Annotated in this window: 18 protein-coding genes; 8 read left to right on the top strand and 10 right to left on the bottom strand. The window is 59.7% G+C overall.

Translation table 11 applies throughout. The features are described 5' to 3' along the window. Positions 1–157: 157 nt before the first annotated feature. The 4 genes from scpB to J2T55_RS04440 form a co-directional block, all read right to left on the bottom strand. A complete protein-coding gene (scpB, locus tag J2T55_RS04455) occupies positions 158–1096 on the bottom strand; it encodes an SMC-Scp complex subunit ScpB (protein WP_259054503.1) in 939 nt (312 codons plus the stop codon). A gap of 49 nt (positions 1097–1145) precedes the next feature. Continuing rightward, complete coding sequence (locus tag J2T55_RS04450; RefSeq protein WP_259054500.1) at positions 1146–1976, bottom strand: segregation and condensation protein A; 831 nt, start codon at positions 1974–1976, stop codon at positions 1146–1148. A gap of 27 nt (positions 1977–2003) precedes the next feature. Beyond that, entirely contained in the window at positions 2004–3215 is a 1212-nt protein-coding gene (locus J2T55_RS04445) for a tryptophan--tRNA ligase (protein ID WP_259054498.1), read from the bottom strand. A gap of 79 nt (positions 3216–3294) precedes the next feature. Then, positions 3295–3924, bottom strand: coding sequence for an L-threonylcarbamoyladenylate synthase (locus tag J2T55_RS04440; RefSeq protein ID WP_259054497.1), 630 nt, complete (start codon positions 3922–3924; stop codon positions 3295–3297). 70 nt (positions 3925–3994) lie between these two features. Between J2T55_RS04440 and J2T55_RS04435 the strand changes: the two genes are divergently transcribed. Genes J2T55_RS04435 through dapE form a run of 5 tightly spaced genes read left to right on the top strand, consistent with a single transcriptional unit; the run spans position 3995 to position 7147 of the window. Further along, positions 3995–4552, top strand: a complete 558-nt coding sequence (locus J2T55_RS04435; RefSeq protein ID WP_259054496.1) for a septation protein A — start codon at positions 3995–3997, stop codon at positions 4550–4552. Positions 4553–4555: 3 nt separating this feature from the next. Next, positions 4556–4861: a YciI family protein gene (locus J2T55_RS04430; RefSeq protein WP_259054495.1), complete on the top strand. Its 306-nt coding sequence runs from the start codon at positions 4556–4558 to the stop codon at positions 4859–4861. A gap of 2 nt (positions 4862–4863) precedes the next feature. Further along, positions 4864–5133, top strand: a complete 270-nt coding sequence (locus tag J2T55_RS04425; protein WP_259054494.1) for a BolA family protein — start codon at positions 4864–4866, stop codon at positions 5131–5133. A gap of 11 nt (positions 5134–5144) precedes the next feature. Further along, on the top strand, positions 5145–6011 hold the full coding sequence (locus J2T55_RS04420) for a Dam family site-specific DNA-(adenine-N6)-methyltransferase (RefSeq protein ID WP_259054493.1): 867 nt from the start codon (positions 5145–5147) through the stop codon (positions 6009–6011). Further along, complete coding sequence (gene dapE / locus J2T55_RS04415; RefSeq protein WP_259054492.1) at positions 6008–7147, top strand: succinyl-diaminopimelate desuccinylase; 1140 nt, start codon at positions 6008–6010, stop codon at positions 7145–7147. The genes J2T55_RS04420 and dapE overlap by 4 nt, the downstream gene beginning before the upstream one ends. Positions 7148–7294: 147 nt before the next feature. On the opposite strand, the gene J2T55_RS04410 is transcribed toward dapE, so the two are convergent. After that, complete coding sequence (locus tag J2T55_RS04410; RefSeq protein WP_259054491.1) at positions 7295–7507, bottom strand: cold-shock protein; 213 nt, start codon at positions 7505–7507, stop codon at positions 7295–7297. An 822-nt stretch (positions 7508–8329) separates the two neighbouring features. Here J2T55_RS04410 and J2T55_RS04405 point away from each other — a divergent pair. The 3 genes from J2T55_RS04405 (at position 8330) to J2T55_RS04395 (ending at position 11153) form a co-directional block, all read left to right on the top strand. Next, a complete protein-coding gene (locus J2T55_RS04405; protein ID WP_259054489.1) occupies positions 8330–9148 on the top strand; it encodes a glycine/sarcosine N-methyltransferase in 819 nt (272 codons plus the stop codon). Positions 9149–9228: 80 nt separating this feature from the next. Then, on the top strand, positions 9229–10071 hold the full coding sequence (locus J2T55_RS04400) for a methyltransferase domain-containing protein (RefSeq protein ID WP_259054488.1): 843 nt from the start codon (positions 9229–9231) through the stop codon (positions 10069–10071). A gap of 173 nt (positions 10072–10244) precedes the next feature. Next, positions 10245–11153, top strand: a complete 909-nt coding sequence (locus J2T55_RS04395; protein ID WP_259054487.1) for a vitamin K epoxide reductase family protein — start codon at positions 10245–10247, stop codon at positions 11151–11153. 320 nt (positions 11154–11473) lie between these two features. On the opposite strand, the gene J2T55_RS04390 is transcribed toward J2T55_RS04395, so the two are convergent. The 5 genes from J2T55_RS04390 to J2T55_RS04370 form a co-directional block, all read right to left on the bottom strand. After that, entirely contained in the window at positions 11474–14656 is a 3183-nt protein-coding gene (locus tag J2T55_RS04390; RefSeq protein WP_259054486.1) for an efflux RND transporter permease subunit, read from the bottom strand. A 12-nt stretch (positions 14657–14668) separates the two neighbouring features. After that, positions 14669–15016 (bottom strand): DUF3147 family protein, encoded by a 348-nt coding sequence (locus J2T55_RS04385; protein ID WP_259054485.1) that lies wholly within the window; start codon positions 15014–15016, stop codon positions 14669–14671. Positions 15017–15026: 10 nt separating this feature from the next. Further along, on the bottom strand, positions 15027–16292 hold the full coding sequence (locus J2T55_RS04380) for an efflux RND transporter periplasmic adaptor subunit (protein ID WP_259054484.1): 1266 nt from the start codon (positions 16290–16292) through the stop codon (positions 15027–15029). Next, positions 16289–17548 (bottom strand): TolC family protein, encoded by a 1260-nt coding sequence (locus tag J2T55_RS04375; protein WP_259054483.1) that lies wholly within the window; start codon positions 17546–17548, stop codon positions 16289–16291. The genes J2T55_RS04380 and J2T55_RS04375 overlap by 4 nt, the downstream gene beginning before the upstream one ends. A 98-nt stretch (positions 17549–17646) precedes the next feature. Further along, positions 17647–17982 carry a DUF2946 family protein gene (locus J2T55_RS04370; RefSeq protein WP_407660032.1) on the bottom strand — a complete coding sequence of 112 codons (336 nt, stop codon included), beginning with the start codon at positions 17980–17982 and terminating at the stop codon, positions 17647–17649. Positions 17983–17992: the final 10 nt, after the last annotated feature.

The raw sequence follows: 17992 nt of genomic DNA, 5'->3' as shown, positions 1-17992 counted from the left end.
CGTGAAGGTATCTCGTGCGGGAATGGCGCCCATTGCCGCGAATATTCGGCGCAAGGGCAATCTTTAATAAATAACTCAGGAGTTAGCGGGATTCAATGAACCAATCACTGCTTCCCGGCCAACGAGATACGAGATACAAGATACGAGATACGCATGCTTATTTCGAAAACTGCACGACCTTGTCGTTGTCGTCGTCTTCATCTTCGTCGTTCTCATCCTCGGCGTCGGACGCCGTGGCAGTGTCCGCGTCGCTCACCGCTTCGTTCTCGTCAGCCTGCCCGGCAGCGTCCGCATCAACGGCTTCAGTCTCGCCGGTCTCTGAGCTGGCAACGTCTTCGGCGGCAGCTTCGGTTGCAGCGGTTTCGACGACCTCGCTGGCGTCATTGCCAACGCCACTGGTTTCATATTCGAATTCGGCGACGCTGTCCTCATCGCCGACGGCGCTGCCTTCCGTGTCAGCGTCCATCGCGCTGTCATCGTCCACGGCCGGCGCCTGTTCCGCTTCGGCGTCAGTCGACTGGCCCTCGCCCTGCTCGAGACCGGCAAACAGGTCGGGATTGATCTCGTCGAGGTCGCGAATTTCCGCGAGCGTCGGCAGATCGGAAAGCTTCTTCAGGTTGAAGTAGTCGAGAAATTCCTTCGTCGTCGCCAGCAGCTCCGGCTTGCCGGGCACGTCACGGTGACCGACTGACTTGATCCATTCACGCTCCTGCAGCGTGCGCACGATGTTGGCGCTGACGCTGACACCGCGAATGTCCTCGATTTCGCCGCGCGTAATCGGCTGACGATAGGCAATGATTGCCAAAGTCTCCATCAGCGCGCGCGAGTAGCGTGGCGGCTTTTCATCCCACAGGCGGTTGACCCAGTCGGCATAGTCGGCGCGCACCTGGTAACGCCAGCCGCTGGCCACCTCGGTGAGTTCGATGCCGCGGCCGCTGCAGTCCTCGGCCAGTTCGGCCAGCGCACTGCGCAGGGCGTCGCGATCCGGCTGCACGGCGTCCCTGGCGAACAGTCCCTGCAGCTTGTCCAGCGTCAGTGGCTGGGTCGAGACCATCAGCGCGGCTTCGAGGATATTTTTAATATTCGTGGCATTCATCAGTTAATGGCATCTCTGCGGAGCGGCAGATGGCTCCGAAAAACCTGTCCTAGCCGGCCGCCTTTACGTAGATGGGGCCGTTGATTTCATTCTGCACCAGTTGCGCCAGCGATTCCTTGATGAGTTCCAGCAGTGCCAGTAGGGTCACGACCACTCCGGAACGGCCCTCTTCGACCGTGAACAGCGAGGTAAAGTCGACATAGCTGTCGGCGTTCAGGCGCCCGAGTACGATACTCATGCGCTCGCGTACCGACAATGGCTCGCGGGCGATATGGTGATGCGCGTACTGGTCGGCGCGTTCAAGCACGTCGGCGAAGGCGCGCAGCACATCATCCAGCGACACTGCCGGCGGCTCCTGATTCAGGCTGCGATGCGGGAATTCGACGATCGTGGCGAACACATCGCGCTCGAGCCGCGGCAGCTGGTCGATATCCTCGGCTGCCTGCTTGTAACGCTCGTATTCCTGCAACCGGCGCACCAGCTCGGCGCGCGGATCGTCCTCGTCATCTTCCTCACTGACCGGCCGCGGCAGCAGCATGCGCGACTTGATCTCGGCCAGCATCGCCGCCATCAGCAGGTATTCGCCAGCCAGCTCCAGCTGCAGCTCCTGCATCAGCTCGATGTACTGCATGTACTGGTGCGTGATGCGGGCAATCGGAATATCGAGAATATCGAGATTCTGGCGCTTGATCAGGTACAGCAGCAGATCCAGCGGTCCCTCGAAGGCGTCCAGGAACACCTGCAGCGCCTCCGGCGGGATGTACAGATCGCGCGGCAGCTCGGTATAGGGCGATCCCTGGACGATGGCGAACGGCATCTCGCCCTGTTCAACACCGGGGACGGGATGGTTTTGGGGCGCCTGTTCGACGGGATCGGACATAGTGGCCGGCAGTATAGCGCGCGACCGTCAGCGATACACCAGGCCCATGACCTGGCGCACCTCTTCCATGGTCTCGCGGGCGACCTCACGGGCGGACTCGCAGCCCTCGCTGATGATGCCGCGCACGGTCTCGGGGTCTTCCTCGTACTCGCGAGCGCGCTCCTGGATCGGCTTGAGCTCGGCCAGCACCGCCTCGATCAGTGGCTTCTTGCACTCCAGGCAACCGATGCCGGCCGAACGACAGCCCTCCTGAACCCAGTCCTGGGTATCATGGTCGGAGTAGACCTGGTGCAGGCTCCAGACCGGGCACTTCTCCGGCTCGCCCGGATCCGAGCGCCGCACCCGCGCCGGGTCCGTGGGCATGGTCTTGAGCTTCTGCTCGACCGTCCCGGGATGCTCGCGCAGCGAGATGGTGTTGCCGTAGGACTTCGACATCTTCTGGCCATCCAGCCCCGGCATCTTCGGCGCCGGCGTCAGCAGCGGCTGCGGTTCCGGGAAAATGATCTTGCTGACGCCGTCGAGATAGCCCACCAGGCGCTCGCGGTCGCCGATGCTGATGTTCTGCTGGCCCTCGATCAGCGCGCGCGCCTTTTCCAGCGCCTCGATGTCGCCGTGTTCCTGGTAACGCCTGCGCAGATCCTGGTACAGCTTGTTGTTTTTCTTGCCCATCTTCTTGGCGGCGATTTCGGCCTTCTCTTCAAAGCCGGGCTCGCGGCCATACAGATAATTGAAGCGGCGCACGATCTCGCGCGACAGCTCGACGTGCGAGACCTGGTCCTCGCCCACCGGCACGAAACCGGCCTTGTAGATGATGATGTCGGCGGTCTGCAGCAGCGGATAGCCGAGGAAGCCGTAGGTCGACAGATCCTTGTTCTTGAGCTTTTCCTGCTGGTCCTTGTAGCTCGGCACGCGCTCGAGCCAGCCCAGCGGCGTCATCATCGACAGCAGCAGGTGCAGTTCGGCGTGCTCCGGGATGCGCGACTGGATGAAGAGTCGCGCCGAGCCGGGGTTGATGCCCGCGGCCAGCCAGTCGATAACCATGTCCCAGACGCTTTGCGAGATGACGCCGACGTTGTCGTACTCGGTCGTCAGCGCATGCAGATCGGCGACAAAGAAGAAGCACTCGTACTCGTGCTGTAGCTCGAGCCAGTTCTTGAGTACGCCGTGGTAGTGGCCCAGGTGCAGCTGCCCGGTCGGGCGCATGCCCGAGAGCACCCGCAGGTTGGTCGCGTTAGCCAAAAAGCCTCCTTAGGAAATCGTCAACAGGGCGCGATTATAACCGCAGCCTCGCACGCCTGACGATTGGCAAAAAGCATTTTCATGCCGGCAGCCCGAGTGCGGCAACGTCGCCGAGACCCTGGCGCACCAGCACCGGTTCACCGTCGACCAGGTCCAGCACCGTGGTCTGCTCGAGACTGCGGGCGCCGGCAGCCATGATAAAATCCAGCGCGTGGTCCAGCTGCGCGCGGATATCCTCGGGATCGGACAGCGGATTCTCGGCATCCGGCAGTACCAGGCTGGTGGTCATCAGCGGTCCGCCGAGTTCGGCCAGCAGGCCGCGGGCGACATTATCCGCCGGGATGCGAATGCCGATGGTCTTGCGCTTGGGATGGCGCAGGCGGCGCGGTACGTCGCGGCTGGCTGGCAGCAGAAACGTGTACGGTCCCGGCGTCAGCGAGCGCATCAGGCGGAAGGCGCTGTTGTCGACCTTGGCCAGCTGGCCGATCTCGGACAGATCGGCGCACAACAGGGTGAGATTGTGGTGTTCATCGAGCTGGCGCAGGAACTGGATGCGCTCCAGCGCCTGCTTGTCGCCCGGCAGACAGCCGAGTGCATAGCAGGAATCGGTCGGATAGGCGCCGACGCCGCCGCCACGCAGTATCTCCACCGCGCGATGCAGCAGCCGCTTTTGCGGATTGTCTGAATTCACTTCAAAATACTGGGCCATAATAGAGACTGCCTTGATGCATCGTCCGCCTACTTTAACGTATCAGCGCATCGGAACGACTTAAAATTCAATGAAATTCCTGATCGATTTCTTCCCGGTGGTGGCCTTTTTCATCGCCTTTTACATTCCCGAGGATCGCAGTCAGGGTATTTATGTTGCAACCGTCGTCGCCATCGCCGCGAGCTTCGTGCAGGTGGCCATCTGGTGGTGGCTGACGCGCCGGTTCGAGAAAATGCACCTGATCACGCTGGTGATGCTGGTCGTGCTGGGTGCGGCGACACTGTTGCTGCAGGATGAACGCTTCATAAAATGGAAGCCGACCGCGGTATACTGGCTGTTCGCCGCGGCCCTGCTCGGCAGCCGGGTTTTCATGCATAAGAACCTGGTCCAGCGCATGCTCGAGCATGCCGTTGAGCTGCCGCAGCAGGTCTGGAACAACCTTAACATGGGCTGGGCCGTGTTTTTCATTGCCAGCGGCGTCATCAATCTCTACGTCGCCTTCAACTTCAGCAACGAGATCTGGGTCAACTTCAAGCTGTTCGGTATTCTCGGCCTGACACTGCTGTTCGCCATCGGCCAGGGCCTTTACATGAACCGTTACATTTCGGCACCGAAAGAGGATCAATAACCCATGCTTTACGCCATCATCGGCGAGGACGTCGCCGACAGCCTGGAAAAACGCAAAAGCGTGCGCGACCAGCACATCGCCCGTCTACAGCAACTGCAGGACGAGGGCCGCATGATCCTGGCCGGCCCCAACCCGACCATCGACAGCGCCGATCCCGGCCCGGCCGGATTTACCGGCAGCATTATCATTGCCGAATTCGAATCGTTGGACGCCGCCGAGGCCTGGGCCGAGGCCGATCCCTACATCGAGGCGGGTGTCTATGAAAAGGTCACCGTCAAACCCTTCAAACAGGTTTTTCCCGGAGCCTGATCATGGATCGTGTCGCCACCATCCGCGAACGCCTGCAGGCCGCCCTGCAGCCGACGCACATCGACATCGCCGACGAATCGCACAAGCACGCCCGCCACGCCGGCGCGCGCGAATCCGGTGGCGGTCATTTCAACGTCACCATCGTGGCCGAATGCTTTCGCGATCAATCGCCGATCAAGCGTCATCGCATGGTCTATGCGGCGGTGGAGGACCTCATGCCGCAGGAGATCCACGCCCTCAGCATCCGCGCCCTGACCGCGGACGAGCAATAGTTGCCCTGCCCTTGGCCACGCCGACGACAAGACCGTTCCTGAAGTGGCCGGGCGGCAAGTACCGCCTGGTGCCGGAACTGCAACAGGCCTTCAGCGCCTCGCGCCAGTGTGCGGACGGCAAACTCATAGAACCGTTCGTCGGTTCCGCCGCGGTGTTTCTCAATACCGGCTTCGACCGCTATCTGCTGGGCGATACCAACACGCATCTCATCGGCCTGTACGAGGATCTGCGCGACGGTCGCGAAACGTTCATGGACGAATGCGCGGCGCTGTTTCATCCGGACAACAACACTGCCGCGCGCTACTATGCCTTGCGGGACGAGTTCAATAACGGTGCCGGCCGCCGGCGCCGGTCGGCGCTGTTTCTGTATCTCAACCGCCACGGCTACAACGGCCTGTGCCGGTACAACAGCCGCGGCGAATTCAATACGCCGTTCGGCCAGATGATCAAACCCTATTTCCCGCGCAAGGAGATGGTGGCGTTCCTGCAGCGGGTGCGGCGCAAGCAGACCATCCGCTTTGTCAGCCAGGGGTTTCGCGAGACCATGCTGCGGGCGCGGCGGGGCGATATCGTCTACTGCGATCCGCCGTATGTACCGCTGAGCCGCACGGCGTCATTTACCGACTATCATGCCGGCGGTTTCGGCTGGCAGGACCAGGAAATGCTCGCGGCCACTGCCGCCAGGCTGGCGCAACGCGGCGTACGCGTGGTTGTCTCGAATCACGACACGGCGGCGATACGCCGGCTTTACTCGGACTACGGCGCGCGTCTGCGCAAGCTCAATGTGCGCCGCTCGATCAGCTGTAACGGCTCGCGCCGAGCGCTGGTCGGTGAAATCATTGCCACTTTCAGGGAACCCCGAGAGCACGACTCATGAACACGGACGCCACGCTGGAACTGGCCTGCGATCTCATCCGCCGGCCTTCGGTCACACCCGCTGACGAAGGCTGCCAGGCGCTGATTGCCGAACGTCTTGCGGCACTGGGCTGCCATGCTGAGCACATCCGCTACGGCGATGTCGACAACCTGTGGCTGACCCACGGCAGCGGCCGGCCGTTGACCGTACTGCTCGGTCATACCGACGTCGTACCCAGCGGTCCTGAGACGGAGTGGCAAACACCGCCGTTCGAACCGACGATTAGCCACGGCCATCTCTACGGCCGCGGCGCGGCCGACATGAAGGGCAGCGTCGCCGCCATGGTCGTCGCCATGGAAAACTTTCTCCAGGCACACCCCGACCACAACGGTACCATTGCATTGCTGCTGACCAGCGATGAGGAAGGCGTCGCCCGCGACGGCGTCAGGCGCGTTGTCAGCGATTTCCTGGCTGCAAACGGTATCGATATCGACTATTGCCTGGTCGGCGAGCCGTCCAGCCACGAGCGCCTCGGCGACACCATCAAGAATGGCCGCCGTGGCTCGCTGGGCGGGCGTCTGATCGTGCGCGGCAGCCAGGGCCACGTCGCCTATCCGCACCTGGCCGAAAATCCGTTTCACCGTGCGGCCGCGAGCCTGGCAACGCTGTGTGAAACCCAGTGGGATCGCGGCAACGACGACTTCCCGCCGACCTCGTTTCAGATCTCCAACATCCATGCCGGCACCGGCGCCGACAACGTGATTCCCGGCACGCTGGAAGTGCTGTTTAATTTCCGTTTCTCCACCGAGGTAACCGCCGACGAGCTCAAGCAGCGCGTGCACAGCCTGCTCGATGCACACAACCTGAATTACGAGCTTGACTGGCGGCTGTCCGGCGAACCGTTTCAGACGCCCCGCGACAGCCGCTTGCTGCAGGCGGCGCAACAGGCCGGTGAAGAAGTACTGGGTTATCCGGCGCAAACCTCGACTGCCGGCGGCACGTCGGATGGCCGTTTCATTGCGCCACTCGGCGCCGAGGTGATCGAGCTCGGTCCGCTGAACGCGACCATTCACAAGATCAACGAATGCGTGGCAGTGGATGATCTGAGCCAACTGACCCGGATTTACCACAACATACTGTCGCGACTGCTGCTTTAAAAGAGTCTATGCCCGCTTGCTATCCGCAACGGGACGCTCCCCAGTCACAAGTTTTTCAGTGCCACGCTGGCCGTGCCAACACCGACGACCGGACATAAAAAAACCCCGCCGAAGCGGGGTTTTTTTCAAGAATCGGTGTCTGCTAAATCAGACAGCACGAATCTGGGTAGCGGCCATGCCTTTCTGGCCACGGACCGGCACGAATTCAACGCGCTGGCCTTCCTGCAGGGTGCGGAAACCGTCGCCCTGGATTTCCTTGAAGTGGGCGAACAGATCATCGCCACCCTCGGTCGGGGTGATAAAGCCGAAGCCCTTAGCTTCGTTAAACCATTTGACGGTACCAGTTGCTGTATTGCTCATTGTAAATACATTCCTACTATTGAATAAATTGAACACGGGCTACTACCCGCCCGCATGGGCTGCAAACGAATCAAGGAAGGTATTTCGGAGCTCTACAACACCCCGCCCGTTCAGTCTGATAACGAGACGGGAAATCTCTGGTAACACACTGCCTGAAGCGACTGCGTGATGCAGCATACGCCCCCACCGGGGGGTTGTCCAACTTTATTCTCGGAATAATACCGGATTATTGCGCCCGATCGCCATGAACGACTCTCACGCTATCATTGAGCCGCATTTGAGTCTGGAATAATTCTCGTTCAGGCCCGTCAGCACCTGCGCTTCGAGGTTAGTAAACACTTTTTTTGAAAACCATTTAAAATTATTTCCAAGTCTCTGAATCACTCTTGTTTTTTAAGATAACTATATGATTTATATAAATTTTTAAGTATTTCGAAAAAATCAAGTATATCGGTTAATAAGGGCCTTTTTATGTGCTGTTATAGCTATAAAACCGATATGAAACTTGATTATATGAGACCAAACCCTTATTTTAGTAAACAAAGCGGTTTTCGCCTCGCGCTGCGCGGGATCAAAATATGCTGGTCATTGCGCCGCGACGGTTCCCCAGAATCGTGTTATTCGACAGAACAGCAAGGTGAAAGCAGACATGTGTCGCCCGTTCACCAGAACCGGCCATACGACTGTCAACACACGGTCCATACAGGTGTGTACCGCCTGTACCGAACAGACATTATAGAGCATTATCGCTACAGTTATTTGCAGCGGTCAGGCGCGCGGACGTCGATCGCACGACGTTTATATAATGAAGGAGATTGAATCATGAACGCGAAAGCGGAAGCATTCACCAACAACCCGGAAGATACCAAGAGTTCCGAGTACTACCAGGAACAGTACGAGCAAAGCTTTGCCGAAAAATGGGACGAGCTCATCAACTGGGAAGCCCGCGCCCAGAGTGAAGGCCGGTTCTTCATCGACCTGTTAAAGGAACGTGGCAAGACGAAGATCCTCGACGTCGCCGCAGGTACCGGTTTCCACTCCATTCGTCTGATCGAGGAAGGCTTCGATGTGACCACGGTCGACGGCAGCCCGGAAATGCTGGCCCAGGCCTTCCGCAACGGCCGTAACCGCGGCCATATCCTCAGTACCATCCAGGCTGACTGGCGGTCGCTGAACAAGAGTGTCGACGGCAAGTACGACGCCGTTATCTGTCTGGGCAACTCGTTTACCCATCTGTTTTCCGAGCGTGCGCGCCGCAAGACCCTAGCCGAGTTCTACGCCGCCCTGCGCCACGACGGCATCCTGATCCTCGACCAGCGCAACTACGATCGTATCCTGGACGAAGGTTTCTCAACCAAGCACAAGTATTACTACGCTGGCAAAGATGTCTCAGCCGAGCCGGAAAGCATCAGCGATGAGCTGACCCGCTTCAAGTACACCTTCCCGGACGGCTCGGTTCATTACCTGAACATGTTCCCGCTGCGCAAGGACTACACCCGGCGCCTGATGACCGAGGTCGGTTTCCAGTACATCGAAACCTATGGCGACTTCAAGGAAGAAAGCCCGGACGGTGAAAAGCCGGACTTCTATATCCATGTTGCCGAAAAACAGTATGACCCGAACCGCGACAAGGACGAATAAGATTGACGATCGATCAGGCTGTTTAATACAGCCTGATCGCCTGTAATCTGGAAATACGCTAATTAAGGAACAGTTTGATCATGAGTCAATACAACGACGAGGCCACCAACACGGCCCGCGATTATTACAACAGCGAAGACGCCGACAATTTCTACTTCAATGTCTGGGGCGGCGAGGATATCCATGTAGGCTTGTACAAGTCGGATGATGAACCGATCCGCGATGCCAGTCGTCGCACAGTTGAACAGATGACAGACAAGCTCACGGGCATTAACAAGGATTCAAAAGTGCTTGATGTTGGTGCCGGCTATGGCGGCTCCATGCGTTACCTTGCCAAGCGCTTTGGCTGTCATTGCGTTGCCCTGAACCTGAGCGAAGTGGAAAACGATCGCGATCGCGAAATGAACAAGGAACAGGGTCTGGCGGATCTCATCGACGTCGTCGATGCAAGCTTCGAGGATGTCGACTACCCCGATAACAGCTTTGATTTCGTCTGGTCACAGGACGCCATCCTGCACAGCGATCATCGCGAAAAGGTCCTGGAAGAAGTCGTCCGGGTACTCAAACCGGGTGGCGAATTTGTCATGACCGATCCGATGCAGGCAGACGACTGCCCCGAGGGTGTACTGGACCCGATTCTGAATCGCATCCACCTCAACAGCCTGGGATCGCCGGGTTTCTATATCGACACCGCCAAGAAGATGGGCATGGAAGACCTCGGTTTCGAGGACCATACCCATCAGCTGACCCGGCACTATTCCAGGGTTCGACAGACGTTGATCGAACTCGAAGACGAACTGGCCGACAAGGTGGTCAGCCGTGACTACATCGAACGGATGAAGGAAGGCCTGCAGCACTGGATCAACGGCGGCAACAGCGGCTATCTGGCCTGGGGCATCTTCCACTTCCGCAAGAAACAGTAAGCAATAGTGCGAAGCACACCCTGTCTTTTCCGGCTGGATAAAGACAACCGAAAAAGCCCGCTCGCCGAGCGGGCTTTTTTTATGCCCGACCGCCCGATCTGGACAGACGGGCCATGAGTCCGTATATACTGCGCTCCTGATTAAAACAATGATCCACCGGCAGGCACAGACTCATGGCACAATCGCGACGCAACCGCAAACGCACGCACACACAGCGACACGCGCAATCTTCTACTGGCAGCCGCCACTCTGAAAATCGCGCCAGCCAGCTAAGCCCCGACTGGTGGATTACCGGCCTGGCTGTGTTCGGCATGCTGATCACCGCCTATCTGACCCGCGTTGCTGTCACCGCCAGCGACGTGGCGTTCTGTAGCAGCGGTTCCGGCTGTGCCATCATCCAGCAAAGTCAGTGGTCCACCGTGTTTGGCATTCCGCTGGCATTATGGGGATTTGCGCTCTATGTCGTGATCGCCCTGTCCGCCACATTGATGAAACCGCGACTCAAGCGCTGGCGCCGGCTCTGGTACCTGTCGCTGGTTGCACTGGCCATCAGTGTTTACCTGACGATCGTTGGCATCGTCGCCCTCGACGCGGTCTGCATCTGGTGCCTGGCGTCGCTGGCAACCATCGCCGCGATCTTCACCCTGGTGGCCCTGCGCCGACCGGCATCCGCACCGGGCATGCCATGGCAGAAGTGGCTGCTGCAAAGTGGTATCACGGCGGTCGTTATCATTGCCCTGCTGCACGCCTACTACAGTGGTCTGTTCCAGCCTGCCGAGGATCCGAAACTAAAAGCCCTGGCCACGCATCTGGATGAAACCGACGCCAAATTCTACGGTGCCTACTGGTGCCCCAACTGCAATGAACAAAAGGAGCTGTTCGGCGCCTCGGCCGATCGCCTGCCCTATGTCGAGTGCACGCCCGACGGCCGCAACGGCGTCATGGCCTTTGTCTGCATCAGCAAGGAGATCGAGGGCTACCCGACCTGGATCATCAATGGCCGTCACCATCAGGGCGTATTGCAACCCGAGCAGTTGGCGCGTTACTCCGGCTTCGACTGGGACAAGGACTATTCCGAGTAACGAATTTCGTGAACCGGGCATGTACGCAGTTCTATCTGAATGGTAACATGCTTGGTTTCGAAAACCGTCGCACAAAGCCGCGCGCATGACTCGGCACGTGGTCGGCGCCGGCCTGTTCGCGGTCAAGCGCATACAGGGGTCAACCGGTTCTGGTTAACACCCGGCGAAATACCCTCGATCGGCACATGACCCATCCCGCGCAATAGCTGCCAGCTGGCGTGCCTGTCAGGCTGCCCATACCGCAAATCTACCCGGCATCGAATACATACCATGTTGAGGAGCCCGCAACCAGGCGCCAGTAACTCTACAGAGCCTCCTAGCTATGAGTATGCGTCATGATGACCTTCCGTATCACGGTGAACCAGACGGTAAAGCGCCGGCAGAACCAGCAGTGTCAGCAGCGTCGATGAAACAATGCCGCCGATCACCACGGTAGCCAGCGGCCGCTGGACTTCCGACCCCATACCGGTGTTGAACGCCATCGGCACAAAACCGAGGCTGGCGACCAGGGCGGTCATCAGTACCGGCCGCAGTCGCGTCAGGGCGCCATCGACAATGGCTTCTTCCAGAGATAAGCCCTCGCGCCAGCGCTCGCGGATAAAGGATAGCATGACCAGCCCGTTCAGAACCGCCACACCGGACAGGGCGATAAAGCCGACCCCGGCCGAGATGGACAGCGGGATGTCGCGCAGCCACAGTGATAGCACTCCGCCGGTCAGTGCCAGCGGCACGCCGGTAAATACCAGCAGCGCGTCGCGCAGGCTGCCGAACGCCGCCAACAGCAGCGCCAGAATCATCAACAGCGCCATCGGCACGACAATCTGCAGTCGCTGGGCGGCGGAAATCAGCTGTTCGAAACTACCGCCGTATTCGATCCAGTAACCGGCTGGCAAGTCGATCTCCTCGCGAATCCGTGTCTGCAGATCCTCGACAAATGAGGCCAAATCGCGGCCACGCACATTGGCGGATACATAAACCCGTCGCTTGCTGTTCTCGCGGCTGATCTGGCTGGGCCCCTCGATCTGCCGGACATCGGCAACCTCGCCCAGCGGGACGTAACTCGCGCCGCCGGCAAAATCGCCATAAGCCATGTCGCGCGTCGATTCATCAGGTACTACACCATGCGCCGGCAGCGGGACCGGCAACAGACCGATAACGTCCGGATCGCTGCGCAGCGGCTCCGGCAGCCGCACCACCAGCGGGAAGCGCCGGTCGCCCTCGAAGATGAGCCCGGCCTCGCGACCACCGAAGGCGATCTGCAGGCTGTCCTGCAGGTCAGCGACGTTCAACCCGTAGCGTTGCAGAATGGCACGCTTCGGTTCGACGCTGAGCGTCTGCAGGCCGGTAACCTGTTCCATGCGCACGTCGGCAGCGCCCGGCACCTCGCGGGCCAGGGTTTCGACCCGCCCGGCCAGCTCCGCCAGCTGATCGAAGTCATCGCCGTAGACCTCGATGGCCACATCGGCACGAACGCCGGCAATCAGTTCATTGAAGCGCATCTCGATCGGCTGGGTGAATTCGTATTTGTTACCCGGGATTTTCTCGACCTCGGCCTCGATCTCCGCGATCAGTTGTTCCTTGGGCTTGTCCGGCTGCGGCCAGTCGGATCGCGGCTTGAGGATGATGAACGTATCCGCAACATTGGGCGGCATGGGATCGGTAGCCACATCCGGAGTGCCGATCTTGCTGAATACGCGCTCGACCTCGGCAAACTGGCTAACCGTCTCTTCCACGGTGCCCTGCATGTCAATGGACTGCTGCAGCCCGATACCCGTGACTCTGAGTGCATGCATGGCGATATCGCCTTCATCCAGCTTGGGTATGAACACCGATCCCATCCGACCTGCCAGCAGTGCACACAGCACCACCAGCACAACTGCGGCGGTGACCACGGGCCAGCGCCAGGCGAGGCAGGCTTGCAGTACGGGCCGATAGACCGCACGCGCGCCACGCATCAGCCAGTTTTCCCGGTGGCGTACCCGACCGCCAAGAAACAGCGCCACCGCCGCCGGCACGAAGGTCAGGGCCAGCACCAGCGCCGCACCCAGCGCCATCATTACCGTCAGGGCCATGGGCTGGAACATTTTCGCCTCCACACCACCGAGCGCGAAAATCGGCACATAGACGATCATGATGATGAACACGCCGAAGGTCGCCGGCCGTATGACTTCCTGACTCGCCCGAACTATAATTGCCAGGCGCTCGCTGTGGCTTAATTTTTCACTCGCCTTTTGTGCCTCGCCGAGACGTCGGACACAGTTTTCAACGACGATGACCGCGCCGTCGACGATCAGGCCGAAATCCAGTGCCCCCAGGCTCATCAGATTGGCGCTGACCCGGTTGCTGACCATCCCGGTGATGGTAAACAGCATCGACAGGGGAATGACTGCGGCCGTAATAAGGGCAGCACGGATGTTGCCGAGCAACAGCAGCAGCACGGTGATCACCAGCAGTGCGCCTTCGAACAGATTCTTCCTGACGGTTTCGATGGTCTTGTCGACCAGACCGGTACGATCATACACCGCACGTGCAACCACACCCTCCGGCAGCGAACGATTGATCTGTTGCAGACGTTCGGCAGTTGCGGCGGCCACCGTCCGGCTGTTCTCGCCGATCAGCATCATCGCCGTACCCAGCACGATCTCCTCGCCAGCCTGGGTTGCGGCACCGGTGCGCAACGGCTTGCCGAAGTCTACCGTCGCAATATCGCCGATCGTAATCACCACACCATTACGCTCGGCAACAATGATGTCGCGGATCTCCGCCAGGGTCTGTACCCGCCCCGGCATCCGGATCAGGTATTGCGCACCGGAACGCTCAAGATAACCGGCGCCGGTATTGGCATTGTTCGCCTCAAGGGCGGAGATAACGTCTTCGAGACTGATGTCGATCGCAATCAATCGCGCCGGGTGTGGCATTACCTGGTACTGGCGCTTGTAACCGCCGCTGGTATTGACCTCGGTGACGCCGTCCACCTGTAATAATTGTGGCTGGATGATCCAGTCCTGGATCTCGCGCAAATCCATCGGCGTGTATTTAGAACCGTCCGCCTTGCGTGCGCCGGCCTCAGACTGCACCACGTACATGAAGATCTCGCCAAGCCCGGTGGCGATCGGTCCCATCTCGGGCTGCACCGTTGCCGGCAGTGTTTCCCCGATGGCCTGCAGGCGTTCGGCTATCTGCTGGCGGGCAAAATAGATATCGGTGTCCTCCTTGAACACCACTGTCACCTGCGACAGACCGTAACGCGAGAGCGAACGTGTATAGTCGAGCTTCGGCAGTCCCTGTAAGGCCAGTTCTATCGGGTAGGTGATCTGCTGCTCGGCCTCGATCGGCGAATAGCCGGGCGCCTCGGTGTTGATCTGCACCTGGACGTTGGTGATGTCCGGTACGGCATCGATCGGCAGGCGCTGGTAGTTGTATATTCCCAGCCCGGCCATGATCGCCACCAACAGCATGATCAACCAGCGCTGGGCGACGGCAACTTCAATAAGTTTGTTCATGGCGGACGCCCCTCAGAACGGAATGCCAAAATGCCGCAGCAGCGCGATCATCGCGCCATAGGCGGCCAGCATGGATAGCGTCGCCGCGACCAGGGCGACTGCAAACGGCAGTCCCATGCGCAACAAGGCCGTGAGCACCAGAAACAGCACCAGCGACGGCAAAACCAGCCAGAAGATGCTCTGCGACAATGCGGCAATTCGGACATTGTTGCCGGTTTCGTAGTAGATCCAGAGGATGGCCAGATACGAGGTCAGCGGCAGCGACGCGAGCAATCCGCCGAGCCCGGGGCTGCGTTTGCCGAGTTCGGAAACGCCGACGACGATGGCCGCCGACAAGAGATATTTAATCAGGAGATACATATTCGGTTCCTCAGTGGGCGTGCTCGGCGCCGGACTTCTCGATGTCGGCCTTGAGCAGGTAGCTGTTGTCGACCACGTACTCGGTACCGGGATCGAGCCCGCCGATCACCTCGGTATGCGTCGCATCGCTGCGGCCGAGCTCCAGCATGCGTACCTCATAGGTATCGCCGAAGCGCGCGAACACCACGTCAAAGTCGCGGAAGGTCTGCAGCGCGCTGTTGCGCACCGCCAACGGGACGTCGGTTTCTTCGATGGTCACCTCGGCGGTGACCGCCGTGCCCGGCCGCCAGTGTCCGTCCGGGTTGTCGAGATAGACTCGTGCGGTCGTGGCCTGTGAACGACCGTCCGTGACTGGCAACAGATAATCGATATTGGCGCGGCCATCGAGGTTGCCGTCCAGACTCTGCAGCTGCACCGATTGGCCAACCCGGATCTTATCCAGCTGTTCGCGAAAGACGGCCAGGTCCAGCCAGACATGATCGAGATTGGCGATGGTGTAAATTGACTGATCGGTGCTGACCGCCTCGCCGGCACCGGCCTGTTGCGCGATGACTACGCCGCTGATGGGGGCCTTGATTGCATAGCTTTGCAGGCTGTCGTTACTCTCCACCCGGGCCACCGCTGTATCGGCTTGCACCCGGTCGCCCACGGCCTTGCCGGCCGAACGGATCACACCCGCATAGCGGGCCCGGACCTGACGCATCCGGCCGGGGTCGTACTGAATCCGTCCCTGTAACGTGACAGTACGATGGATCGTGGCAGGATTGGCAATAGCTGTTTCAATGCCCGCGGCCTCGGCCTGCGTCTGCGAAATTCGCGTACGACCCTCGTGCTGGGCATAGCGCCAGTCGTAATCGCGACCGTTGTGACGCGCCTTGATTCGGACATCAAAGGAGTGCGGCTCGGTTACGGTTTCGTTGCTGACGCGATAGCTCTCGCGCGGCTGGAACGTGAACCGATCCGTCTTGCCGCCGAGCCGTGCCAGCTCGATCTTCAGATCGAATGCTTCCGCTGCCAGCGGCTCGCCATCACGATAAGCATAGACGCGAAATTCCGGCGGCACGCCACGTTCGTATATCGTAACTTCGAGCTGGAAATCACCGGCTTCCAGCAAGCGGCCACCGTGCGGGCCGGTCTGCTCGCCGGCGTGTTCAGCGGTGCCGGCGTCATGCCGATGACTTCCCTTTGCCGGCGATGATTGCAACAGCTGCTGGCCGGCGTAGGCGCCGATTAGCAGAATCGCCAATAACAACAGCACATTCATTAGGATTTTCATTTCAGGTCTCCCCGTTCAACGCCGAATCCCAGCCCGGTCAGGCGTTCGATCTCGATCAAATGGCTGTGGTAGGACGCGGCGGCACGTATGGCCTCGGCCTGCACTTCCATGAACTCGCGCCGGGCATCGGCGACTTCCAAATAGGAAAAGCGACCGGCTGCATAGCCGTCCTCGAACGAGTTCATGGCCCGGCGGGACTGGGGTATGACATCCTCGCGCAGGGTATCCGCCTCGGTACGGGCGTGGCGCAATTCCTGATAGGTGGTAAACAACAGCGACTGGGCCTCGATATAGGTTGTGGTTTCATCGACCGCGACCTGGCCGAGACGCTTGCGCGCCGCGCGAATATTGCCCTGATTGCGATCAAAGACCGGCAGTTCCATGCTGAAATTCAGCATCAGGGCCTGCTCGTCGATACTCTCAAGCCGGCGAATACCGGCGCCGATTCGGGCGTCAGGCACCGCACCTGCCTTGGCGAGTTCGAGTTCCGCCTCGCGCAGGCGACGTTCGCTGAGAAAGCGCGCCAGATCCGGGCTGTCCCGCAGTTCGCTGAGCAGGCTATCCAGATCACGAGTTGCCGGAAGCCTGAATAGATCAGCTTCCACCCGCGCAAAATCTACGCTGTCGCTGCCCCAGCTGGCCGCCAGACGCCGTTTCGCCGCCAGGAGTTCATGTTCGCGATGTTCCAGCCGGAGCCGCGCTCGTGCCAGCTCGATGTCGGCACGGCTCAGTTCAGCCTGCATGGCACGCGCCGCTTCTACACGTTCTGCAACTGACGAACGGTTGCTTTCAGCGAGATCCACAGCCTCTTTGGCAACCTTGAGCAATCGTTGATCGCGAGCCACATGAATAAAGCGACGTGCCACTTCAGCCAGTACGTCGAGTCGGCTGATGTCGTAATCGGCTTCGATCAGACCGACGTTGCGTGCCGCCGTCAGCTCACGTTTCTCGCGTTTGCCGCCCAGTTCCAGCAACTGGCTGAGCATCAGCGTCGTCTCCATCCCGCGCACACCGCTGATCTCGCCGGTACCGGCAAAGTTTTCCAGTTGCAATCCCAGTTCCGGATTCGGCAGCAGACCCGCCTGCAGACGCTCGGCCTCCGCGGCACGGATTGAGTAGGAATAAGTCTCGAGTTTCGGACTTTCGGTCAGCGCCCGTGCCAGCGCATCGGCCATGCGTAGTGGCCCGGCGGCTGTTACGGGCATGCTTGCCAATAACAACAGGCCTGCCATCGACAGGCGTAATACATGATTCATTGAACTAACTCCCGCCTGCCGGTCAGCACCGGACAGGCCATATCATCGGGTGCTGAGCGGTAACTGATACCGTTCAGCGATGAATTGATTACCGGGAGTTAAAGATTGGGGGGCGGTGTCGGCGGCGCCTCACTGCGCAGCAGCGAACGATCGGTGAGGAAACGCTGATAGGTATCCAGATGTACGTTTGAAACCAGGACAATGCTGGAGGCCAGACCCACGAAATGGGCACTGCAATTGGGACAATGATGGTGTTTGCCCGCGTGGTCATCGCCACCATGATCATCATGGTTGTGATCATCATCGTGGCTGGCGCAGTGCTTGTGATCGATGTATACCTCATCGGCTGCACTCACCTGCCACGAGACTGCACTAAAGATAATGCAAAGCCCAACGACAAGGCGTTGCAGTCCACTTTTGGAAAAGACCTTCATTATTGCAAGG

The organism is Methylohalomonas lacus, assembly GCF_024808875.1.
GTDB classification, from domain to species: Bacteria; Pseudomonadota; Gammaproteobacteria; order Methylohalomonadales; family Methylohalomonadaceae; genus Methylohalomonas; species Methylohalomonas lacus.
The sequence above is the reverse complement of the archived record's forward strand: the minus strand, read 5'-3'. Positions and strand labels throughout refer to the sequence as shown.